The sequence below is a fragment of the Micromonospora sp. NPDC049359 genome, assembly GCF_044466585.1.
In the GTDB taxonomy this organism is placed as follows: Bacteria; Actinomycetota; Actinomycetes; order Mycobacteriales; family Micromonosporaceae; genus Micromonospora.
Genome location: NZ_JBITMW010000003.1, coordinates 533,560 through 554,446, shown reverse-complemented (window position 1 = coordinate 554,446; position 20,887 = coordinate 533,560). Strand labels below are relative to the sequence as shown.

General features: G+C 71.3%; 22 protein-coding genes. 5 read left to right on the top strand and 17 right to left on the bottom strand.

Annotation, left to right across the window (positions count from 1 at the left end; all coding sequences use genetic code 11):
• Nucleotides 1-117: 117 nt before the first annotated feature.
• On the top strand, nucleotides 118-837 hold the full coding sequence (locus ACIBTX_RS11045) for an alpha/beta fold hydrolase (protein WP_357169055.1): 720 nt from the start codon (nucleotides 118-120) through the stop codon (nucleotides 835-837).
• Here ACIBTX_RS11045 and ACIBTX_RS11040 read toward each other — a convergent pair.
• Genes ACIBTX_RS11040 through ACIBTX_RS11010 form a run of 7 tightly spaced genes read right to left on the bottom strand, consistent with a single transcriptional unit; the run spans nucleotide 770 to nucleotide 6,227 of the window.
• Nucleotides 770-1,762 carry a phosphatase PAP2 family protein gene (locus ACIBTX_RS11040; protein ID WP_357125207.1) on the bottom strand — a complete coding sequence of 331 codons (993 nt, stop codon included), beginning with the start codon at nucleotides 1,760-1,762 and terminating at the stop codon, nucleotides 770-772. The genes ACIBTX_RS11045 and ACIBTX_RS11040 overlap by 68 nt on opposite strands.
• Nucleotides 1,763-1,782: 20 nt before the next feature.
• On the bottom strand, nucleotides 1,783-2,712 hold the full coding sequence (locus ACIBTX_RS11035; RefSeq protein ID WP_357125204.1) for a phytanoyl-CoA dioxygenase family protein: 930 nt from the start codon (nucleotides 2,710-2,712) through the stop codon (nucleotides 1,783-1,785).
• A 10-nt stretch (nucleotides 2,713-2,722) separates the two neighbouring features.
• Nucleotides 2,723-4,027: a beta-ketoacyl-[acyl-carrier-protein] synthase family protein gene (locus ACIBTX_RS11030; protein WP_357125201.1), complete on the bottom strand. Its 1,305-nt coding sequence runs from the start codon at nucleotides 4,025-4,027 to the stop codon at nucleotides 2,723-2,725.
• Between the two features lies 1 nt (nucleotide 4,028).
• Nucleotides 4,029-4,586, bottom strand: coding sequence for a beta-ketoacyl synthase chain length factor (locus ACIBTX_RS11025; RefSeq protein WP_357125198.1), 558 nt, complete (start codon nucleotides 4,584-4,586; stop codon nucleotides 4,029-4,031).
• Nucleotides 4,583-5,698 (bottom strand): beta-ketoacyl synthase N-terminal-like domain-containing protein, encoded by a 1,116-nt coding sequence (locus ACIBTX_RS11020; RefSeq protein ID WP_357125195.1) that lies wholly within the window; start codon nucleotides 5,696-5,698, stop codon nucleotides 4,583-4,585. The genes ACIBTX_RS11025 and ACIBTX_RS11020 overlap by 4 nt, the downstream gene beginning before the upstream one ends.
• A complete protein-coding gene (locus ACIBTX_RS11015; RefSeq protein WP_357125192.1) occupies nucleotides 5,695-5,937 on the bottom strand; it encodes a hypothetical protein in 243 nt (80 codons plus the stop codon). Before ACIBTX_RS11015 ends, ACIBTX_RS11020 begins: the two co-directional genes overlap by 4 nt.
• 2 nt (nucleotides 5,938-5,939) lie before the next feature.
• Nucleotides 5,940-6,227: an acyl carrier protein gene (locus ACIBTX_RS11010; protein ID WP_357125188.1), complete on the bottom strand. Its 288-nt coding sequence runs from the start codon at nucleotides 6,225-6,227 to the stop codon at nucleotides 5,940-5,942.
• A 15-nt stretch (nucleotides 6,228-6,242) separates the two neighbouring features.
• On the opposite strand from ACIBTX_RS11010, the gene ACIBTX_RS11005 reads away from it, so the two are divergent.
• A complete protein-coding gene (locus ACIBTX_RS11005; protein WP_357125185.1) occupies nucleotides 6,243-6,872 on the top strand; it encodes a 4'-phosphopantetheinyl transferase superfamily protein in 630 nt (209 codons plus the stop codon).
• Between the two features lie 43 nt (nucleotides 6,873-6,915).
• Here the strand turns inward: ACIBTX_RS11005 and ACIBTX_RS11000 are convergent, their stop codons facing one another.
• Nucleotides 6,916-8,340 (bottom strand): class I adenylate-forming enzyme family protein, encoded by a 1,425-nt coding sequence (locus ACIBTX_RS11000; RefSeq protein ID WP_357125706.1) that lies wholly within the window; start codon nucleotides 8,338-8,340, stop codon nucleotides 6,916-6,918.
• 164 nt (nucleotides 8,341-8,504) lie between these two features.
• Between ACIBTX_RS11000 and ACIBTX_RS10995 the strand changes: the two genes are divergently transcribed.
• From ACIBTX_RS10995 to ACIBTX_RS10985, 3 genes are all read left to right on the top strand, one after another.
• Entirely contained in the window at nucleotides 8,505-9,695 is a 1,191-nt protein-coding gene (locus tag ACIBTX_RS10995; RefSeq protein WP_357392597.1) for an MFS transporter, read from the top strand.
• Nucleotides 9,696-9,741: 46 nt separating this feature from the next.
• Complete coding sequence (locus ACIBTX_RS10990; RefSeq protein ID WP_396832387.1) at nucleotides 9,742-11,034, top strand: MFS transporter; 1,293 nt, start codon at nucleotides 9,742-9,744, stop codon at nucleotides 11,032-11,034.
• A gap of 83 nt (nucleotides 11,035-11,117) precedes the next feature.
• The gene (locus ACIBTX_RS10985) at nucleotides 11,118-12,731 is read left to right on the top strand and encodes an FAD-dependent oxidoreductase (protein WP_396832386.1); all 1,614 of its coding nucleotides are present in this window, start codon (nucleotides 11,118-11,120) and stop codon (nucleotides 12,729-12,731) included.
• A 74-nt stretch (nucleotides 12,732-12,805) separates the two neighbouring features.
• Here ACIBTX_RS10985 and ACIBTX_RS10980 read toward each other — a convergent pair whose 3' ends face one another.
• From ACIBTX_RS10980 to ACIBTX_RS10940, 9 genes are all read right to left on the bottom strand, one after another.
• On the bottom strand, nucleotides 12,806-13,498 hold the full coding sequence (locus ACIBTX_RS10980; RefSeq protein ID WP_357125173.1) for a type 1 glutamine amidotransferase domain-containing protein: 693 nt from the start codon (nucleotides 13,496-13,498) through the stop codon (nucleotides 12,806-12,808).
• Nucleotides 13,499-13,572: 74 nt separating this feature from the next.
• The gene (locus ACIBTX_RS10975; RefSeq protein WP_357125170.1) at nucleotides 13,573-14,007 is read right to left on the bottom strand and encodes a VOC family protein; all 435 of its coding nucleotides are present in this window, start codon (nucleotides 14,005-14,007) and stop codon (nucleotides 13,573-13,575) included.
• Nucleotides 14,008-14,123: 116 nt separating this feature from the next.
• A complete protein-coding gene (locus tag ACIBTX_RS10970) occupies nucleotides 14,124-14,588 on the bottom strand; it encodes a hypothetical protein (protein ID WP_357125167.1) in 465 nt (154 codons plus the stop codon).
• A gap of 138 nt (nucleotides 14,589-14,726) precedes the next feature.
• A complete protein-coding gene (locus tag ACIBTX_RS10965) occupies nucleotides 14,727-16,244 on the bottom strand; it encodes an RICIN domain-containing protein (protein WP_357392599.1) in 1,518 nt (505 codons plus the stop codon).
• 44 nt (nucleotides 16,245-16,288) lie between these two features.
• A complete protein-coding gene (iolB, locus tag ACIBTX_RS10960) occupies nucleotides 16,289-17,113 on the bottom strand; it encodes a 5-deoxy-glucuronate isomerase (RefSeq protein WP_357170542.1) in 825 nt (274 codons plus the stop codon).
• A 45-nt stretch (nucleotides 17,114-17,158) separates the two neighbouring features.
• The gene (locus ACIBTX_RS10955; protein ID WP_357169036.1) at nucleotides 17,159-18,343 is read right to left on the bottom strand and encodes a glycoside hydrolase family 88 protein; all 1,185 of its coding nucleotides are present in this window, start codon (nucleotides 18,341-18,343) and stop codon (nucleotides 17,159-17,161) included.
• Between the two features lie 85 nt (nucleotides 18,344-18,428).
• Nucleotides 18,429-19,106, bottom strand: a complete 678-nt coding sequence (locus ACIBTX_RS10950) for a hypothetical protein (protein WP_357169033.1) — start codon at nucleotides 19,104-19,106, stop codon at nucleotides 18,429-18,431.
• Between the two features lie 5 nt (nucleotides 19,107-19,111).
• Nucleotides 19,112-20,008: a carbohydrate ABC transporter permease gene (locus ACIBTX_RS10945; RefSeq protein WP_357125155.1), complete on the bottom strand. Its 897-nt coding sequence runs from the start codon at nucleotides 20,006-20,008 to the stop codon at nucleotides 19,112-19,114.
• Entirely contained in the window at nucleotides 20,008-20,871 is an 864-nt protein-coding gene (locus ACIBTX_RS10940) for a sugar ABC transporter permease (RefSeq protein WP_357125152.1), read from the bottom strand. The genes ACIBTX_RS10945 and ACIBTX_RS10940 overlap by 1 nt, the downstream gene beginning before the upstream one ends.
• Nucleotides 20,872-20,887: the final 16 nt, after the last annotated feature.

The following is a 20,887-nucleotide window of genomic DNA, read 5'->3' as shown; positions in this document are numbered from 1 at the left end:
ATTTCCCTGTACGTTGAAGTACATCGGACGAGAAGCGAGATGTCAATGCTGATAGATCACGTCCTGGTTGCCGAAGAAGCACGGAATAACGGGCGTTCAGGTCCACCGTCGTTGACGGTGTTCGGCTTCCCGGCCGCCGGTGGCTCAGCGTCGCATTTCACCAGGTGGAGGCGGTGGCTGCCGGCCGGAGTGGTCGTCGAGCCGGTGGAGCTGCCCGGCCACGGCACCCGCCGACAGGAGCCGGCGATCGACGACTGGCCCCGGCTGGTGACCGCCGCGTGCGACGCGGTGCGCGGCCGCCTGTCGGGTCCGTACGCCCTGGCCGGGCAGAGCTTCGGCGCGCTGCTGGCGTACGAGGTGGCGGCGACGCTGGCGCGCACCGGCCCGGGCCCCGAGCTGGTGATCGTCGCGGGGCGCAACGGGCCCGCCGCCGGTCTCGCCCACCGCCCTCTGCACGGGTTGGACGACGACCGGCTGATCGAATCGCTGGGACGTCTCGGCGGCACCCCGGCCGAGGTCCTCGCCGAACCGGCGCTGATACGGCTCGCCCTGCCGGTGCTGCGGACCGACCTGCGGCTGGCGGAGACCTACGCCCGCCCACCCCGGACGGCGTTGGGGTGTCCGATCGCCGCCCTGGTGGGCCGCCACGATCGGATGGCCGACGCGGCGGGCGCGCTGGCCTGGCAGCAGGAGACGGCGGAACGCTTCGACCTGACCGTCGTGGACGGCGGGCACTTCATCCTCGACCACCCGCAGGTCGTCGACGCCGTTACGGCGCGGATGACCGAGCTGCTTCGGCGGGTGGGTCGATCCGGGGCCGGTACCACCAGCGGTTGACCCGCCCGGCCACCACCACGGCCAGCACCGCGAGAACTGTCCCGGCCAGCAGGTCGACGGCGTAGTGCTTGCGTAGGTACAACGTGGACAGCAGCAACCCCAGGCCGATCGGCAGGTACCACCAGAACAGGCGACGGGCGTCGCGCCACAGATACACCATCAGCACCACCGTCATGGCGGTGTGCAGGCTGGGAAAGAGATCCCGCGCCGGACCCTGGACGGCGGTGATGGCGTCCAGCGCGCCGCCGATCGATCCCTCGTGACCGGGGAGCGGGTCGGCGTAGACGTCGGTCTGGTAGATGTGCGGACCCACCCCCGGCACCAGCACGTAGCCGGAGTAGCCGACCACCGCGGTGATGGAGATCGCGAGCGCGAAGTCGTGGTACTCGCGCACATGGCCCCGCACGTACGAAAAGATGGCGTACGCCCCCTGGGAGAGGCCGTAGCTCAGGTAGCAGATCGCCATGAACAGCGTCAACGCGGGTGAGCCGAGGGTGTCGTTGAGCCAACGGCTGACGTCGCCGCCGAAGACCGCGCGGTCGAACTCGATCAACGCGGGATCGACGAGCGGAAAGTCCAGCTCCGGGGTGATGTCGCGCAGACTTGAGTAGATCACCAGGCAGGACAGGAACGGCACCGCCGTCCGGGCGACCCCGCCGACGAACCTGGCCACCCTCGCCGGGCCGCCCACCCGCGCGTCGAGCACCGCCGGCCCCGACGCGGCGGCGCGGCGGCGCCGGGACAGCGCGAACCCGGCGATCAGCGCGCCGACCAGCACGGTCGACGCGGCGATCATCGCCCAGGAGACCGCGCCGGTGACGAGGGCGAGCGCGGCGACGAGGGTGAGGGCCACCGCGAAGAGGCACTCCTCCGGCCACAGCAGCGGATCGCGCCGGCTGTCGCCCCGGTCCCGTGCGACTGCCACGGGCCGGGGCGTGCCAACGGTCATGCCGTCTCGCTCTGCGGGTTCGAGGAGCGCCAGAGAACCGGGCAGAACTGCGGGTCGCTGTAGTCGGGCAGACCCGCCTCGTCACGGCGTACCAGGGAATCGTGGTTGTAGACGACGAGGTCGCCGTCGGAGCGGTGGAACCGCCGGTAGCGGTTGTCGCCGTCCTGCAGGTGCAGAGAGATGGCGCGCCGGGCGCGCGGACTCCGGTTGGCCCCACTGCCGTGGTACGTACGGCAGTGGTGGAAGCTCATGTGGCCCTTGGGGATGTGCATCGGGATCTTGTTGACCTGCGCGCCGTTGTACTCGGCGTTGTTGACGAGCAGATCCTCCAGCTCGGAACGGTCGCGCTCGGCGAAGTGCCGCGTGGTCTTGTCGTCGCCCCCGACCTCCTTCCAGGTGTGGCTGCCGTCGACCATCGTGATCGTGCCCATCTCCTCGGTGCACTCGTGCATCGGGATGAAGGCGGTCAGCATCCGCTCGGAGGTGCAGGTCTGCCAGTAGTGACGGTCGAAGTGCCAGGGCACGATGTTGGTCGGCTCGCCGGGGCTCGGCGGCTTGAGGATCAAGGTGCTCTGGAACACCCGGATCTCGGCCGCCTCCGCCAGCCGCGCCGCGACCGCGCCGATGATCGGCTTGCGCAGGATCGCGGCGACCTCGTCGCTCTCGTAGTGCACGTAGTCGTTGTGTCGCTGCACGTCGCCGTGTTCCGGCTCCCAGTAGGCCAGCTTCGCCGGCCGCCGGGGCAACCGCCGGTCGCGGTGACCCGCGTAGAACCGCTCGGTGGCCTCGACGAGCGTGTCCACCTCGTCGTCGGTGAGCAGCTTCTGGCTGAGGTACCAGCCCCGCTCGGCGTACGACCGGACGTCCTCGTCGGTGGGCAGCGCGGCCCGCTCCTCGTCGGTCAGCGTGAATTCCGTCGTTGTCATCGCGCTCCTCTCATCGTTGATCCGTGGTGGTGACCGCCGCCGCCGGGTCCGCCTCCCGGACCCGCGCCGTGGAGGGCGGACCGAACATCAGGCTGACGTTGTGTCCGCCGAACGCGAAGGAGTTGGACAGGACCGCGCGGGGCCGGACCGGACGCGCCTGACCCCGCACGTGGTCGAGGTCGCAGGCCGGGTCCGGATCGTCCAGGTTGTTGGTCGGCGGCAGCATCCCGTAGGTGACCGCCAGGGCCGTCGCCGCCGCCTCGACGGCTCCGGCGCTGCCCAGCAGGTGCCCGGTCACGCCCTTGGTGGAGCTGACCGCCGGGGCGTGCGTACCGAATGCGCTGTGGACGGCGCGGGTCTCGGCCAGGTCGCCCCGTTTGGTGCTCGTGCCGTGGGCGTTGATGTAGTCGACGTCGGTGGGCGCGACGCCGGCGTCGGCGACCGCCCGGCGCATGCTCTGCGCGGCGCCGGCGCCGTCCGCCCGCGGCGACGTGGGGTGGAAGGCGTCGGTGGTGGCGCCCCACCCGATGATGTCGGCGTAGCCGGCAACCCCGCGCGCGTCCGCGTGCTCGGCGCGCTCGACGACCAGGATCCCGGCGCCCTCGCCGAGCACGAAGCCGTTGCGTCGCCGGTCGAACGGGCGGCTCGCCTGCGTCGGGTCGGACCAGCCGGTGGCGAGCGCCCGCGCGTTGGCGAAACCGGCGGTGCCGGTCGGCCCGAGCGGTGACTCCGCCCCACCGCACACGACCACGTCCGCGTCGCCGGACCGGATGAGTCGCAGCGCCTCCGCCACGGCGTGCGCGCTGGCCGCGCAGGCGGTCGCGATGCACGAGCTGTAGCCCTGGATGCCGTACCTGATGGCAATGCGCGCGGCGGCCATGTTGGGGAGGAAACCCGGATAGAGGTACGCGCTCACGGCGGTGCGGCCGCGCTCCACGCGGGCCTTGGCCTGCGCCTCGTAGGTGGTGAGGCCACCCGCGCCACTGGAGACGACCACGGCGACCCGCAGTGGGTCGACGTCGCGGCCGACCTCCAGGCCGGCGTCACGCATCGCGTCGTCGGCGGCGGCCAGACCCATGATCAGGAACCGGTCGGCGGCCAGCACCTCGTTGGGCGGCAACACGGTGGTGGGGTCGATGTCCGGGGCGATCCCGACCACCTCCGTGGCGGCGGCCGCGCCGTGCCCCTCGGGCGGGCGCACCAGCCCGGAGCGCCCGTTGCAGATCGCCGCGAAGAAGTCCGTTACCCCCCGCCCGACGGGCGTCACCAGCCCCATACCGGTGATGGTGGCCGAGGGTCGGGTCGATCCGGTCATGTCAACCGCCTTGTCCGCCGCCGGTCGGCGGCCTGGTCATCTCGTGGTCCGGCGTGAGCAGCAGGGCCGTCGCGCCGGTGGGCTGGGCCGGGTCGGTGTCGTGCTCGACGACGATCACCAGCGCCTCCGCCGCGTCCCCGTCGGCGAACAGGCCCTCCGCCACCGCCCGGCCCTCGCCGAACGGATCGCCGCTCGGGCTGAGCGACACGACCGGTCCGGTCAGGGCCCACTCGGTGGCGACGTGGCCGAGGACCGAGTTCGGCACGGATTGGAAGAAGTACATCGGCGACACCCGCCGGCCACCGTCCACCTCCCCGGCGATGGCCGCCGCGGTGGCCTGGTCGGCGTACGCGCTGACCAGGACGACGGCGGTCGGCCCGTGGGCACCCGCGCCGGCGCGCCGTCGCAGGCAGCGGCTGGCGACGGCCACGACGAGCGGGGGGAACGGCGAGGCGACGAACCCGCGGACCGCGGGTGGCCGGCCGGCGTCGCCGGGCTCGGGCCACGCCGCGCGGGCCAGCTCACGGACCGCGCCTGAAGCGGTGTCGAGGCCGGTCACACCGCCCCCAGCACCAGAGCGGTGTTGGCGCCACCGAACGCGAAGTTGCAGCTCAGGGCGTACCGGCCGACCATCGGGCCGGGCTCGCGCACCACCCGTACCGGGCACTGCGGGTCCGCCTCGATGAAGCCGGCATTGACCGGCAACCGGCCGGCGTCGAGGGCCAGCGCGGTGACCGCGAACTCCAGCAGGCCGGACGCCTCCAGGGCATGCCCGTGCACGGACTTGGTCGAGCTCACCGCCACCGACTCGACCGCCGTGCCGAGGCCGACGCGCAACGCGCTGCTCTCGGCCGCGTCGGCACGTGTCGTGCCGGTGCCGTTGGCGTTAACGTACGCCAACTCCTGCGGCGTCACGCCGGCCCGGGCCAGGCCGGCGCGGATGGCCGAGCCCATCCCGGCGCCACCCGGATCGGGCTGGCAGACGTGGTAGGCGTCGCCGGCCCGGGCCCAGCCGGCCAGCCGGGACCGCACCCGACCGCCCCGTCCCTGGGCGGCGGCCGCCGACTCCAGCACCACGGCGACGACCGCGTCGCCCAGCAGCATGCCGCGCCGGCCGTTGCTGAACGGGCGGACGGCGCCGTCGTCGGCCAGGGCCCGGCCGGCGTCGAAGAGGGCCTGGTGGTCGGCGTCGACGAGGAAGCCCCCGGCGACCACGGCCCGCTCGCACCGACCCCGGGCGATCATCGAGGCGGCCTCGGCCAGCGCGGTGCTGCCCGCCACACACGCCGACGTGTAGACCCGCGCGACGCCGCCGAGGCCGGTTCGCCGGGCCACGGTGGCGGCCAACACGGCCGGCCCGTTGCCCGATCCTCCGGCGCGGACCACGCTGGTGCCCGTGCCGGTGGCGAAGTACAGCGCGCACTCGCCGCGCCGGTGTGCCAACCCGGCGTCGTCGCAGGCGTCCGCCACGACGGCGACCACCTCGGCGGCCAGGTCTTCGGTGTCGGCGAGGGTGGCCGCCGCTCGTACCCGGCTACGGCCCGGGTCGAAGCGACGGACCTCGCCGAACGCGGGCTTCCCGGCCAGCACCGCCGCCAGCAGCGGCGCGGGGCCGCGGCCGTGGGCCGTCAGGAGGCCCAGTCCGGTGACCACGACAGTCGAGCGGGTCACTCCGACTCCGCCGCCGTCAGGGTAAGACGACTGAGGATCTCCGCCGCACCGGTCACCGTGGACATCGCCGCCAGCTCGTCGTCGTCGAGGTCGAGGTCGAGGCCGTAGCGCCGCTCTATCTCGTAGACCAGCCGGGCGAGCTCCAGCGAGTCGATGCGCTCACGCGAGGCGTCGACACTCCGGTAGCCCACGTCGGCGAGGATCGACAGGATCTCGTCGCGGCGATCGCTGTCGCCCACCCTCACTCCGCCGAGGTGGCCGGTGCGACGGGGGCGCTCCGCGCTGGCTCCGCGCGCCCGGCCACCTCGGCGGCGAACCGGTCGAGCGTGTAGTCGGCCAGCTTCTCCAACTCCTCGTCGGTGAACTTGACGCCGAAGGTGTCCTCGACGCGGACCGCGAGTTCGGCGACGGCCAGCGACTCCAGGTCCAGCCCGGCGGGGCCGAGCACCGTGTCGCCGGTGACGTCGTCGACGTCGTAGTTCATCTGGGCCAGCGCATCGACGATGGACTGGCGAACCTCATCTGACATTGCTTGACTCCTCCCATGGAATGGGTCGTGGTGCGGATTGCGACGATCACCGGCGACCCCAGGGGCCGGGCGTCGGAGCATCTGGTCAGCACCGCTGCCGACCTGCTCGGCGTGCCGGCCGCCAACGTTGGCGTGGCACGGGACCAGACCGGCCGGCCGAGGCTCACCGGCGCGGCACGCGGGCTGCACGCGAGCATCAGCCACGGGCGCGGCGTGGTGGCGGTGGCTGTCTCCGCGGTGACTCCGGTCGGCGTGGACGTCGAGCGCGAACGCGCGCTGCCCGGCGCGGCGTTGGCTCGACGCTGGATGGCGCCGGCCGACGCCGACTGGCTGACCGACCAGCCGGAGGCGCTGCACACCAGCGCGTTCCTCTGGCTGTGGACCCAGAAGGAGGCCATCGGCAAGGCGCGCGGCACCGGCCTGCGCGGCGGCGGCCTGCGGCAGCCGCTGGTGCTGCCGCCAGTCTGGCCGGATCCGCCGGGGTCGCTGCCGTTGCGCCCCGTGCCCGGTAGCCGGGCCGAGGTGGCCTGCGGCCTCCTCCCCGAGGGCCTGGTGCTGGCCGTCGCCGGACAGGACCGACCGGACCAGGGCGACACCGGTGGCATCGGACTGCTCGTCGACCCACCGGAGGCGCCCGCGTCATGACGGCCGGTCGGCCGCCGCGCCACCCACGTCCCGTCCCGGGGCATCATGACGACGTCGGCTCGGCCGACGCCCGACGCAACACGGCGACGTCGCGGACCAGCTTGCCGCTGGACGTACGCGGCAGCCGTTCCAGGATCTGCCACCGCAGCGGTCGCTTGTACGGGGCCAGGACGTCCTCCAACGCGGCGTCCAGCTCACGGCCGGTCAACGGCTGGTCGACGGCCGTGTACGCCTCGATGGCGCCGCCGTCGAACGTCACGACCACCTCGGTGACGCCGGGCAGGTCGAGGATGGCCTGTTCGACTTCGGTGAGGTCGACCTTGAGGCCCCCGATGGACACCTGCGAGTCGAGGCGACCGCGGATCGTGACCAGCCCCGTGGCGGGGTCGAGCGTGGCGGCGTCACGGGTGCGTAGCCAGCCGTCGGACCAGCGACTCTCGTCGACGAGCCCCACGTACGGGGTGACCGGCCGACGGACCTGCAGCTCACCGTCGACGACCCGTACGTCGATCCCGGGCGCCGGGCGTACGCCGGGCCGGTGCGCGCCGAACAGGTCGGTGGCGATGACGCCGACCTCGGTCATCCCGTACATGTTGCCCAACACGGTGTCGTAGCACTCCGCGAAGCGCTCGGGAACGCCGGGCCGGACCAGCTCGCCCGCCGTGGTCATCCGTACGAACTGCGGCAACGGCCCGGCGGGACGGCCGGCCATCAGCATTTCGAGGTGGACGGGCACGCCGATCACCGTGGTCGGCGTGGAGTCCCCCGCGATGACGCCCAGCACGCCGCCCACCGTCATCCGCTCCGGCAGCGTGAGCGTGACGCGGGCGTGCAGGGCGTAGAGCAGGCCGCCGACCAGGCCGAGCACGTGCGCCATCGACGCGAGCAGCACGAGCCGCTCGCCGGGGCGGGGCACGCCGTCGGTGAGCGTGTAGCGCTCGATCTCGGCGACGAGGTCGTCGACGGTGCGGCCGATGACCTTCGACGGGCCGGTGGACCCGGAGCTCAGCTGGATGAGGGCGTGCGGCGTCGACGCCGGCCGACCGGCCGGGCGTGCGATGACCGTCTCGTCGACGGTCACGAAGCCGCGCAGGGGCGGGAGCACGGCGTCGACGGGTTGGACGAGGAACTGCGCGCCGACCCGTTCGAGCGCCCGCTCGACCTCGCCGCGCGAGAGCCGGTGGTCGAGCAGCGTCACCTGGGCCCCGATCCGCCAGGCGGCGAGCAGGTTGGCCACGTACGCCAGCGAGGAGGGCAGTCGCAGCGCTATCGCGCCGCCCGGACGCAGCCCGGCGTCGGTGAGCCGGGCCTGCCGGGAGGCCACCTCGGCGCGCAGCTGCGCCCGCGTGATCGGCATGCCGAGGACGAGGCAGGTCTCGTTGCCCGGCCCGGCCAGCAGGACGTCGTCGACCCAGCCCGTGCCGTGCGCGGGCAGATCGTGCCGGACAGCCGCCAGCGGCGAATCTATAGTGGACACAAGGCCTCCACGCTGCTCGAACGGCGGGCCGGCTCGACTCGACGGGTATGTACGTGCCGAACGGAGGAGTTTCCTCATCTGATGACATCCCGGTTCGATGAATTATATCGGCGCGGTCTCCACCGTCAAGCGCCCACCGGACGGTGGCCCCGACGGTGACGCCCCAGGTGTCGCCGTCCAGGGCCAGGGCCGTCCTCGTCACGCTCTCCCTGGCCGCGTTCGCGTTCGTCACGACCGAGCTGCTGCCGGTCGGCCTGCTGACCCACATCGCGGTCGACCTCGACCGGTCCCACTCGCGGGTGGGTCTGCTGGTCAGCGGGTACGCCGTCGTGGTCGTGCTGGCGTCCGTCCCGCTGGCCCGGCTGACCCGGCGAATCCCCCGTCGACACCTGCTCGGCGTGACGATGTTCCTGTTCGCCGCCGCGAACGGCACCGCCGCGCTCGCGCACACGTACGCCATGCTGGCCGGCGCCCGGCTCGTGACCGCTGTGGCCCAGGCGCTGTTCTGGTCCATCGCCACGGCGACGGTGATCGGGCCCTTCCCCCTCGCGGTGCGGGGCCGGGTGGTGGCGCTGTTCGGGGCCGGAGTGACGCTCGCGCCGGTGCTCGGCGTACCCCTCGGCACCTGGATCGGTCAGCAGGCAGGTTGGCGCGCGTCGTTCGCGGCGCTGGCGGGGATCGGTCTGGTGATCGCCACCGCGGTGCTCGTCCTGGTGCCCACGTACCCGCCGGAGGCTGGCGGCGCGGCCCGGGGCACCGCACCGGACGGGCGGCGCTTCGCCGTGCTACTGACCGCCACCGCCCTCGGCGTCGGCGGCTTCCTGACCCTGCAGACCTACATCGCACCGTTCCTGCTGGACGTCAGCGGCTTCACCGACGCGGCCCTGACGCCGCTGCTGTTCACCGCCGGTGTCGCGGCCGTCGTCGGCACCCTGCTCTCGGCCCGGACCCTGGACGCCCGGCCGATCGCCTCGCTGCTGACGCCGCTGGGCATCGGTACGGCCGCGCTGTTCGGCATGTACGGACTCGGCGTGCTCCGACCCGGCGCGGTCGCGTTCCTCGCCGGGCTCGGCCTCGCCTACGCGGCGTTCGCGTCCGCCGTGCAGAACCGGATGCTGCACCTGGCTCCCGGCAGCACCGACATCGCGTCGGCCGGCGTCAGCACCGCCTTCAACGTCGGCATCGCCGGCGGATCGCTGCTCGGCGGCGCCCTCCTGCCCACGTCGGGAGCGCGCGTGCTCGCGCTCGTCGGTGGACTGCTGACGCTGGCCGCGCTCCTGCTGCTCGCCCAGGACGCGAGGACATCCGCCCGGTCCGACAAACGTCAGAAACTGTCAACTGGCTGACGTCAGGATGTCCGCGCACGACATCCCTGCGCGAGGACAAGGCTCCATGACCACGTCAGAGAACAGCACCCGGCTCCAGCCGGCGCATCCCGACGTCCACGGCGATCCGGACGAACCCCAGCAGAACGCTCCAGCGCAGCGGGCTACCGCCGCTCGGCCCGGTCCCCGCCCGGCACTGACCCTCCTCGCGCTGGCGCTGGGCACCTTCGCCATCGGCACCGGCGAGTTCGGCAGCAACGGGATCCTGCAACTCTTCGCCGCGGACCTGGGCGCGTCCATCCCGGTCGCGACGTACGCGATCAGCGCCTACGCCTTCGGCGTCATGATCGGCTCACCGGCGATCACGCTTCTCGCGGCGCGCGCCAACCGCCGTACCCTCCTGCTGGGTCTGATCACGTTGTTCCTGGTCGGCAACGTCCTGTCCGGCCTGGCCCCGAACATCGCGACCCTCGTCGTCTTCCGCTTCATCACGGGAAGCGTGCAGGGCGCGTTCTTCGGCGCGGGGGCGGTCGTCGCCGCGTACGTCTACGGTCCCGGCAAGGGTGGCCGGGCCTTCGCCACCGTGATGGGCGGCCTGACGGTGGCCACCATCCTCGGCTCGCCGCTCGGCACCCTCGTCGGCCAGCAGGCCGGGTGGCGGGCGACCTACTGGACCGTGGTCGGCCTGGGGCTGCTGGCCGGCGCGGCGCTCCTGGGGTGGCTGCCGCGCACCGACGACCTGCACGGCGGCGCGGTGGCGCACGAACTCGCCGCCCTCCGGCGACGCGAGGTCTGGCTCATGGTCGCGGTCGCGGCGCTCGGCATCTCCAGCATCTTCGCCGTCTACACCTTCATCGGGCCGTTCGTCACCGACGCGGCACGGGAGAGCACGTCGCTGATTCCGGTCGCCCTGGCCGTCTTCGGCCTCGGCATGGCGTTCGGGAACTACTTCGGCGGTCGCGCCGCCGACCACGACGGCAGCCGACCGCTGATCTACGGGTTCAGCTACGTCCTCGTGCTGCTCGTGGCCATCGGGCTCGCCGGCCGGGAGATTCTGATCCTCATGCCGGCGCTGTTCGGCGTCGGCGCGACCATGATGTTCGCCATTCCCGCCATCCAGGTACGGCTGACCCAGTTCGCACCCGACGCGCCGACCCTCATGGGCGCGCTCAACCTGGCCGCCCTCAACCTCGCCAACTCGCTCGGCGCGATCGGCGGCGCGATCGCCCTCGGCGTCGGCTGGGGAACCCTCTCCACGGTGTGGGCGGGATTCGTCCTCACCAGCGCCGGCCTGGTCCTCTACCTCACCACCGTCGGTCGGCCCCGGCGAACCGTCGCGGCTGCGGCGCCCCGGCCATGAACACGGCCCGAGGTGAGTGACACGACGCGGCGAACTCAGTGCCGATCCACTCCTCGTCAACACGGGGCACCTACCGTTCGACTGTGAGCACCCGAGACGCCGACGGTCCTGTCCTCGACGCGGAGCAGTTCGACCGCCTCGCCAGCTACGGCGCCGAGGAGGAGGTGCGTCAGGGCCAACATCTGTACGCCGCCGGGGACAGCACCTACGATTTCTTCCTGCTGCGTACGGCGACTGCCGAGGCGGTCCGCAACGCGACGGCGCTGGAGCCCGAACGGCTGATCTACCGGCGTGGACCGGGCGAGTTCCTCGGCGAACTGAGCCTGCTGACCGGGCAGCAGGTGTTCCTCACGGTCCGCGTCGTGACGGCCGGGACGGTCGTCCGGATCACCGCCCCCGAGCTGCGCCGAGTGCTCGCCGACCAGGTCGACATCGCCGACGTGCTGATCGAGACCTTCCGGGCCCGGCGCGAGCTCATGCGCGGCGTGGCCGGCAACGCCCTGGAGATCGTCGGTCGGCCGCACGTGGCCGAGTCGCTGGAGCTGCGGACGTACGTGAACCAGATGCTCCTCCCGCACACCTGGCTCGACGCGGCGTCGCTGCCCGGGCGGGCGCTCCTGCGGGCGGAGGACGTCGGCGCGGACGACCTTCCGGTCGCGGTCACCAGCAACCGCGTACTGCGTCGCGCCACTCCCGGCACGGTCGCCGAGGCCCTCGGTCTGACCTACGTCGCCACGGCGCGCGACCCCGACCTGGTCGTGGTCGGCGCCGGGCCGGCCGGGCTGGCCGCGGCGGTGTACGCCGCCTCCGAGGGTCTCGTCACGGCGCTGCTGGACGGCACCGGCCTGGGCGGCCAGGCGGCCAAGAGCGCGCGCATCGAGAACTACCTCGGCTTCCCCGAGGGGGTCAGCGGCGAGCAGTTGGCCCGGCTGGCGATGCTCCAGGCGCTGAAGTTCGGCGTTCAGATCTACGCGCCGTGCGCGGTGGTCGGCCTCGACGTCTCCGACCAGAGGCGTCCGGTCGTGGAATTGGCGGACGGCACCCGGATCGGGACGTCCGCGGTCATCGCGGCCACCGGAGCGCGGTACCGACGCCTCGACATCGAGCGGTGGGCGGAGTTCGAGCAGAGCGGCTGCGTCCGGTACGCGGCTACCGAACTGGACGTGCGTGGGTACGAGTCCCAGCCGGTCGCCGTGCTGGGCGGCGCCAATTCGGCCGGGCAGGCCGCGCTCTCCCTGGCCGCGCGCGGCTGCTCCGTACACCTGGTGGTGCGCGCGGCCGACCTCGGAGCCAAGATGTCGGCGTACCTGACCGACCGGATCCGGGCCGATCCCAGGATCACCGTCCACACCGGCAGCACCCTGCGGGAGCTGCACGGAGAGGACACCCTGACGGCGATCGTCGTGGCGAAGGAGGGTGATCCCACGCGGTTGGACTGTCGAGGGCTGTTCTGCTTCATCGGCGCCGAACCGGAGTCCGGATGGATGACGGGCATCGCGACGGACGACAGCGGTTTCGTGCTGACCGACAGCCGACTGCCTCCCGGCACGCACGACGCGCCGCTGCCGTTCCAGACCAGCTCCGCGCGCGTCTTCGCGGTGGGCGACATCCGCTCCGGCTCCACCAAGCGGGTGGCGACCGCCGTCGGGGAGGGGGCCGGTGCGGTCTCCGCGGTGCACACCGTGCGGTCCCGCTGACTTCGCCGGCGGCGTTGCCACCCGACGACGCCGTCCGGCGGGCGGTGGCACCCGCCGGACGGAGGTCACGGCTGCTACCCGTCGCTACGGCCCACCAGGGACATCAACTGATCCGCCGCCGGCCCTGAGGACGCCGGGTTCTGGCCCGTGACGAGCAACCCGTCGCTCACCACGTACGGCTCGAAGTTGCCCGCCCCGGAGAAGTCGGCGCCCTTCGCGACCAGCTCGTCCTCGACGAGGAAGGGCACGACCTTCGTCAGGCCCATGTACTCCTCCTCGCTGTCGGTGAAGCCGGTGACCCGCCGGCCGGCCACCAGAGGCTCGCCGTCGGGCGTCACGCAGTGCCGCAACACCCCCGGGGCGTGGCACACCAGCGCGATCGGCTTGCCCGCCGCGACGACCTGCTCGATCAGCCTGATCGACGTGTCGTCCTCGGCGAGGTCCCACAGGGGTCCGTGGCCGCCCGGGTAGAAGACGGTGTCGTAGTCCGCGACGGCGACCGAGTCGAGCCGTACCGTCGCCCCCAGCTGGCGTTCCGCCTCGGCGTCCGCGGTGAACCGGCGGGTCTGGTCGGTCTGGAAGTCCGGCTCGTCGCTCTTCGGGTCCAGCGGCGCCCGTCCGCCCTGCGGCGAGGCGAGCGTCACCTCCCAGCCGGCGTCCCGGAAGCGGTAGTAGGGCGTGGCCAGCTCCTCCAGCCAGAACCCGGTCTTGCGGCCGGTGTCACCGAGCTGGTCGTGCGAGGTCAACACCATCAGAACCTTGGTCATGTTCCACTCCTTGAATCATCGGGCCGGCACCGCCCCGTCCGTCGCGTCGGCGGTCATACCCACGGTCCGGCGGCTCAGACGCCGAAGGCGACAACTTCGAGCTGGATGTTGTCGATGTCCCGGAAGACGACGGTCGAGTAGCGGAACGGCTCCCTCGCGGTCTGGATGCCGGAGTGCGCGACGCCCAGGCTGTCGAGCCAGGCGGACCAGGCCTCAAGCCCCTCGCGCGTCTCGACGTTGAGGGAGAAATGGTCGAGGCCGGTACGGACCTCGTTGAACTCCTCGCCCCGGTTGCCCTCGTTGTGGTGCAGACCGATGGAGAAGCCGGTACGCGGATCGATGACCAGCTCGGCGTACCCGGTCCACTCCCGCCCGTAGTGCGGGAGCTTGCCGTCCGCGGGCGTGGCCTGGAAGACCTTCTGGTACCAGGCCACGCTGGCCTCGAGGTTTCGGACGGTGAAAGCGACGTGGTGCACGCCGCTGAACGACGGTGGGGTGACGTCGGCCATGAGGGCTCCTTTGTGCGGTGCGAAAAACGCTGCACCTGGAGTTGTAGGCAACGCCAGTTGAGGAGCACTTGACAGGAGCTGGACAACCGCCGGGCGAACCGCCGACCCGCACCGGCTCAGACGTCGGCCTGCGCGTCGCAGAGCACGTCGATGTGCACGATCCTGGACGTGCCGTCGCGCACCGCCTGCTGTTGGCTGCTGTTCAGGTCGTCATCGAGGTAGGCCACCGCCTTGGTCCGGTCCCGGATCTCGTACACCGTCACCCGACAGGCACCGGTGTCCGCGTCGCTGCCCTCGCCGGTGGCCAGGTAGTCGTAGAACAGGTACGACAGGTCCGTACCACCCGGGCTCAGGGTGAGGCCGGGCGCGGTGACCACCGGAACCTCGTCGCCGGCCGGCCCGAGATAGGACTGACCCTCGCCGTTCGAGTACGTGGTCTTGACCAGCGTGAATCCCTCGACCCGTATGTGGTCGGCGTATCGCTGCGTCTCATTGCCGTCGCCACAACCGGCAGCCGTGACGGCCACCAACGCGGCCGTCAGCGCGTACCGGGCCCGGCGGGACACCGACGTCAGGAACACGTGCACACTCCCGGGTGAGGACCGGCCGATCGGCCGTCCGATGATAGCGCCCGACGACCGTGGCGCAGGTCGTCGCGACGGCACGCACCCCCGGCTCCGGTCGACAGCTCGGAGCCGGGGGTGCTGCCGGGTGGGTTGTCAGACGGTCGTCCGCGTCCACTGTTGGTTGGTGCCGTTGTTGCAGGTGTATTGCTTGATGATGGTGCCGTCGGTGGTCGAGGCGGCGGGGACGTCGAGGCATTTGCCGCTGTGGCGGGCGCGGAGTTGGAAGTAGCTGCCGTTGGTGATCATCTGGAATTGTTGGTTGGTGCCGGTGCCGCAGGTGTACTGGATCAGGTCGGCGTTGTCGGCGGTGGAGGCGCCGACGATGTCGAGGCATTTACCGCTGTTTTTGCTGACGATGCGCCAGTAGCCGCTGCCGGCGTCCTGGAACTGCCACTGTTGCGCGGGGCTGCCCGTGTAGGGGTATTGGGCGATGCGGGTGCCGTTGTCGGCGGCCGGCGCTTGGACGGTCATCGTCTTGCCGCTGTGTCGGGCGTCGAGGCGGTAGGTGGTGCCGGTGCTCGGTGGTGGCGTGGTGGGATCGCCACCGACGGTGTCGCCCCAGGCGTAGCGCAGCCGGTCGGCGCCGGAGGTGTTGCGAACGGTGAGGTTGAGGTCGGTGCCGCCGCCGCTGAGCGCGTACATCGAGTACCAGTCGTAGCCGATGCTGCCGGGTTTGCCGCCCAGGGCGGGCCAGTAGGTGCCGCCCATCTGGTTGTCCCGCATGACCTGGGCCATGGCCCGGATGTACCGCACGAAGTTGTCGGTGCTGTTCGGGTCGGCGTAGTTACGGCCGTCGTTCATGGGCGCGCCGAACTCGGTCGCGACCGCCCGGGAGGCGCAGGAGCCCAGGCGGGTCTGGATGTGGCTGCGGAACGCGTCGTACGTCATCGCGCCGTAGAAGAACGCGTAGTAGTGGAACGACAGCAGCGTGCCGCTGAACCGACTGTCGGTACACAGATCCCGCAGATCCTGACTGAACCCGGTACCCCCGATCAGCACCCGCCCGGGCGGGGCCGCCGAGTGCGCGGTGAGCCAGTTCGCCGCCACGGTCCGCCACTCGGCCGAGGAGTAGCCGTGCGGCTCGTTCATCGGCTCGAAGTACACGTTCGGATTCGATGCGTACGCCGTGATCACCGTGGACCACATCGCGTTCCACGCCCCCAGGTTCGTGATCCGCCCGCCCGAGGCCGCCCCGTCCTCCCAATACGCCAGGATCACCTTGAACCCCCGAGCGGTCGCCGCGTCGATCGCCCCCCGGTACGCCTCCCACCACGCGGTGCCGACGGTGTGCGTGTTGACCGGCAACCGAACGGTGTTCACCCCCAACGTGGCGGCCATGTCGTCATACAACGAGGTGGCCTTGGCCCGCACCGTCGCGTTGCTGTCCGACATACTCAGACCCTGCACCACCAACGGACCGGTGCTGAAGTTGTCCCCCAACACCGCCCAGTTCATCCCCCGAAACTGACTCGTCGCGGCGGCGGCCGGCGCGGACACCACCACCACCCCACCCACCAGCGCCGTCAACGCGGCCACCAGCGCGACCAGGAGTCGGCGCGGCGACCGGGTGCTCCGCGATACGTGGCCGTGGAACAGTCTGCTCCGCTTCATGACGTGTCCAATCAACGTGGGAAGAGAATCGGCGTTTTCCATCGCTACAGGCCCAAGCTGCGCAGGGTCGGTACGGTCTGGCCCACCCAGGCGAGCGCGGCGTCTTCGCGGGCGCCCTGGGTGCGCTGGGTGCCGGCCAGGAACCACAGGAAATAGGTGGTGTAGCCGGGCGCGCTGACCACGGTGTGGTACCCCTCGGGCATCATCTGCATCACGTGCTCGCGGATGGTGACGTTCTCCTCGTACCCGTCGTCGGTATAGACCCGGCTGATACCGAACCCGTCCGCCGGGTTGACGCGGTAGTAGTACATCTCCTCGTGCGCGGCCTCGGCGGGCAGGTCGTCGATTCTGTGCCGGTGCGGCGGGTAGGTGCTCCAGTTGCCCGAGGGCGTGTAGGTCTCGCCGACGATGAGCCGGCGGGCGGGCAGGTCCGGCTGGGAGATCTCGGTGAGGATCTGGTGGTAGGTGCGGCCGAAGTTGGCCGCTCCCCAGCGTCCGCTGACGACCTGTTCCGGCGCGATGACATAGGGGTCGGTGCTCAGGTCGCTGGGGGCGCTGGGGAGGGCGATCTCCACGTCGGTGACCGCCTCGACTGTCACCGAGGAGCCGGCCGGGAGGTAGACCGAGTGCGGCTTGCCGGAGAAGACGTCCGGACGCCCACCGACCTGTGGGAAGTGGCGGCCGGCGACGGTGAAGCTGGCCGTGCCACCGAGGATGACGGCCAGGATCTCCCGGTCACCGGACTCGCCGGTCCAGGACTCGCCGGCCGACAGCCGCAGCAGGGTGAAGTCCAGCAGCCGGCAGGGATTGAAGGGCAGCGTGTTCCGGCCGTCGACGGCGGGGATGGCGCAGTGGTAGCGGTAGTCCATGGTCACCTTTCGAAGGATGCGGACGGTGCGGGTCGATCGCGGTGGTCACCAGGGGCTGGTCCAGCCAGGGATCGTGGCGCGGGTGAGGGCTTCCAGGTAGAAGTAGTCGCCCCACAGGGTTCCCTCGTCGACGCCGATGCCCTTGGGTTTGTCGTACACGCCGTGCAGGATCAGCGCGTTCGAGACCGGGTGGCCGCCGGTGGAGTAGCGGGCGATGAGCGAGCGCAGGATCTCCGCGGCGGCGGTCCGGTACCGGTCGGCGCTGGCCGTGTCGGTGACGCCGTCGGCGAGTTCGACCAGGCCGCAGGCGGCGATGGCCGCGGCCGAGCTGTCCCGCTCCTGGCCGCTGCCGTCGCCGAACTCCAGATCCCAGTACGCGACGTGGTCGTCGGGCAGGTGGGCGAGGAAGCGGTCGGCGCAGGTCCTCGCGGCGGCAAGCAGCGCCGGGTCGCCGATGTGCCGGTGGTTGAGGCTGAACCCGTAGATGCCCCATGCCTGCCCACGCGCCCAGCAGGAGTGGTCGGAGTGGCCCTGTTCGGTTTCCCCGCGGAGCGGCACACCGCTGTCCGGGTCCCAGTAGAAGGTGTGGAAGGTGGTGCCGTCCGGACGCAGGATGTGCTGGCGCAGCTGGGCGGTGTGCCGGCGGGCCGCTGCGGCGTAGCGGTCGTCGCCGGTGGTCTGGCTGGCCCAGAAGAGCAGCGGCGTGTTCATGAGGCTGTCGATGATCGTGCGGCCACGTTGGCGGGGGTCGTTCAGGTCGCCCCAGGCCTGGATGATTCCGGCGGGTTCGAGGACGCGCGTCATCAGGTGGTCGGCGGCGGCGAGGGCCGCGCCTCGGGCCCGCGGGTCACCGGTACGGCGGGCCGGGGTGACGCAGGCGAGGGTGTAGAGGAACCCGAGGTCGTGGGTGTCCAGGTCGATGCCGCGGGTGATCCGGGCCGCGAAACTGTCCACGTGGGAGAGCGCGGCCCGCTGGTGGCGCTCCGCTCCGGTCAGGTCATGTGCCAGCCAGAGCATCCCGGGCCAGAAGCTGGTGGTCCAGCCGACGTTGGCGCCCTCGGGCTGGCCTCCGCTCGCTGGCCGCAGCGGGTAGCGGTTGGCGGCGGTGGTGTCGGCGGGGTACCGGTCGCCGAAGGCGGCGATGTTCGCGTCGACCGTGCGGATCGCGGCGGCCACCGCGGCCGCCGTGGCTTCTGCGTCGGAGTTGGGACGGACGTCGGTCGCCGTCATGGATGCTGTTCTCCCTCGTGGGTACGGTCCGGTGCCGGGCAGGTGCGGTTGTCGGCGTCCCGGCGCGGTGGCCGGAACGCGGTGCTCAGGTGCTCTGCGGTGCGGTCGCCGGTGGGTCGAGGGCGGCGCGCAGGGTGAAGCGGCTGTTGGCCCACACGACGTAGAGCAGTGGCGCGGCGGCGAGGCCGAGCGCGATCGCGGGGCGGGCGGCCAGGATCCGTGCGAGCAGCACGAGGACGAGCAGAGACACGGCGGTGAGGTACCACCGGCGCACCGCCAGATACCCGCAGGCGCGGGCCACCTCACGCAACCGCGCGGTGGGTCGCTCGGCGACGGTCACCAACCCCAGCAGCGTGGTGGCGACGGTGAGGACGATCAGGGTCGCCAGCACCGGCAGGGCGAGTGCCCCGACCCGGTGGCCCCAGGCGGCGCGGGCGTCGACGACGAGCACGACCAGGGCCGCCATGGCTGCCGCCGTCCAGAGCATCGCCGGCCGGGCGGTGGCCCGCCAGGCGCGGCCGTAGGTGCGCAGCACGCCGCCGGTGTCGCCAGCCGAATAGGCGGACATGACCGCGAAGACCGCACAAAGCCCGGGCGCGCAGAGCGGGGCGGTCAGCGCGTACAGCGGCCAGGAGCGCGCCGCCTCGGTGGTGAACGCGAGCGTCACCAGGGGCAGGCAACCGAGCACCAGCAGCAGGTTGCTGACGAGCGCGACGTAGACCCCGTCGAAGACGGCGGTGAGGGTGTGGTGGCGCGAACGCATGGGCCTCAACCCTTCAGTCCGGTCGTGGCGATGCCCTCGATGAAGTAGCGCTGGCCGAGCAGGAAGATGACCGCGACGGGCAACACGGACAGCACCGAGCCCGTCATGATCAGCGCGTACTCGGCGTTGTACTGGGAAATGAAGGTGTTCAGACCCAACTGGATGGTGCGCAGCTCCGGACTGCGCAGGTAGATCAGCGGGCCGAGGTAGTCGTTCCAGGTGGTCACGAACGTCAGCAGGGCCAGGCTGGCCAGCGCCGGTCGGGACAGCGGCAGCATGATCCGTCGGTAGATGCCGAACTCGCCGAGCCCGTCCACCCGCGCCGACTCGCTCAGCTCCTCGGGGATCGTCTCGTAGAACTGCTTCATCAGGAACACGCCGAACGCGCCGAACGCCTGTAACGCGACGATCGACCACAGCGTGTTCGACAACTGCAACTTCGACATGAGGATGAACTGCGGAATCATGTACGACTGCCAGGGCACCGCGATCGTCCCGACGTACGCCAGGAAGAGCGCGTTACGGCCGGGAAAGCGGACCCGGGCGAAGCCGTAGGCGGCGAAGCTGCCGGTCACCACCTGCAGGAGGCTGACGACCACCGACAGCAGCAGCGTGTTTCCCAACCAGGTCGTCATGTCCGAGCGCTGCCAGATGTCGAGGTAGTTTCGCCACACCACGGGATCGGGGAGCCAGGTGATCGGGATGGTGAAGACGTCGCTGTTGGTCTTCAACGACGCCACCACCATCCAGTAGAACGGAAGCAGCAGCGCGGCCGCCGCGAGCACGAGGGCGGCGTACCCGACGAGCCGCCAGCCCCGGGACCGGACCGGCCGGCCGGGCGCGCTGCGGTTGCCGGGCGCGGCGACGGCCGGGGTGGGCAGGGAGAGGTCGGTCGCGGTCATCAGCTGTTCCTCCGCTTGTTGACCATGAACTGGATGACCGTGATGCCGAAGCAGATGGCGAACAGGACGATGGAGACCGCCGAGGCGTAGCCGAACTGGTTCTCCTCGAAGCCCTTCTGGTAGATGTACTGCGAGAGCACCAGTGTCGACTGGCCCGGTCCGCCGCCGGTCATCACGAGGATGAGGTCGAAGACCTTGAAACTTTCGATGGTGAGCAGCACGGTGACGAAGAAGGTGGTGTGTCGTAACCCGGGGAGGGTCACGTGCACGAACCGCTGCCACGGTGTGGCGCCGTCGGTCTCGGCCGCCTCGTAGAGCTGGGCCGGGATGGTCTGCAGGCCGGCCAGGAACAGCAGCATGTAGTAACCCATGTACCGCCAGGTGCCGACGATGATGACCGCCGGCATCGACCAGGTCGACGACGTGGTCCAGCCCGGCGCACTGTCCACCCCGAGGGCGCCGAGCAGCGCGTTGATCGGGCCGTACTCCGGGCTGAACAGCTGGTTCCAGACGATCGCGATCGCCACGATCGAGGTGATGTAGGGGAAGAAGGCGACGGTGCGGAAGAACCGTACGCCGCGCAGTTTGCGGTTGAGCAGCAGCGCCAGCCCGAGTGCCGCCGCGAGGGTCAGCGGGATGTGGAAGACGGTGTAGTAGACGGTGTTGCGCAGCGCGGTCCAGAAGCTCGCGTCGCCCCACATTCGCCGGAAGTTGGCGGTGCCGGTCCACTCGGCCGCCCCGAAGACGTTCCAGCTGGTGAAGGCCACGTAGAACAGCACGACGACGGGTAGCAGGGTGAGCACGGCGAAGCCGACGAAGTTGGGCAGGATGAACGACCAGCCAGCGACCGTGTTGCGCGACACCAGCCGCCGGTTCCTG

Excerpts from the sequence above, each read along its gene's own strand:
- ACIBTX_RS11035 (WP_357125204.1), bottom strand. The coding sequence starts at position 2,712 with ATGACAACGACGGAATTCACGCTGACCGACGAGGAGCGGGCCGCGCTG.
- ACIBTX_RS11030 (WP_357125201.1), bottom strand. The coding sequence starts at position 4,027 with ATGACCGGATCGACCCGACCCTCGGCCACCATCACCGGTATGGGGCTG.
- ACIBTX_RS11010 (WP_357125188.1), bottom strand. The coding sequence starts at position 6,227 with ATGTCAGATGAGGTTCGCCAGTCCATCGTCGATGCGCTGGCCCAGATG.
- ACIBTX_RS11005 (WP_357125185.1), top strand. The coding sequence starts at position 6,243 with ATGGAATGGGTCGTGGTGCGGATTGCGACGATCACCGGCGACCCCAGG.
- ACIBTX_RS10990 (WP_396832387.1), top strand. The coding sequence starts at position 9,742 with ATGACCACGTCAGAGAACAGCACCCGGCTCCAGCCGGCGCATCCCGAC.
- ACIBTX_RS10980 (WP_357125173.1), bottom strand. The coding sequence starts at position 13,498 with ATGACCAAGGTTCTGATGGTGTTGACCTCGCACGACCAGCTCGGTGAC.
- ACIBTX_RS10975 (WP_357125170.1), bottom strand. The coding sequence starts at position 14,007 with ATGGCCGACGTCACCCCACCGTCGTTCAGCGGCGTGCACCACGTCGCT.
- ACIBTX_RS10965 (WP_357392599.1), bottom strand. The coding sequence starts at position 16,244 with ATGAAGCGGAGCAGACTGTTCCACGGCCACGTATCGCGGAGCACCCGG.
- iolB (WP_357170542.1), bottom strand. The coding sequence starts at position 17,113 with ATGGACTACCGCTACCACTGCGCCATCCCCGCCGTCGACGGCCGGAAC.
- ACIBTX_RS10955 (WP_357169036.1), bottom strand. The coding sequence starts at position 18,343 with ATGACGGCGACCGACGTCCGTCCCAACTCCGACGCAGAAGCCACGGCG.
- ACIBTX_RS10950 (WP_357169033.1), bottom strand. The coding sequence starts at position 19,106 with ATGCGTTCGCGCCACCACACCCTCACCGCCGTCTTCGACGGGGTCTAC.
- ACIBTX_RS10945 (WP_357125155.1), bottom strand. The coding sequence starts at position 20,008 with ATGACCGCGACCGACCTCTCCCTGCCCACCCCGGCCGTCGCCGCGCCC.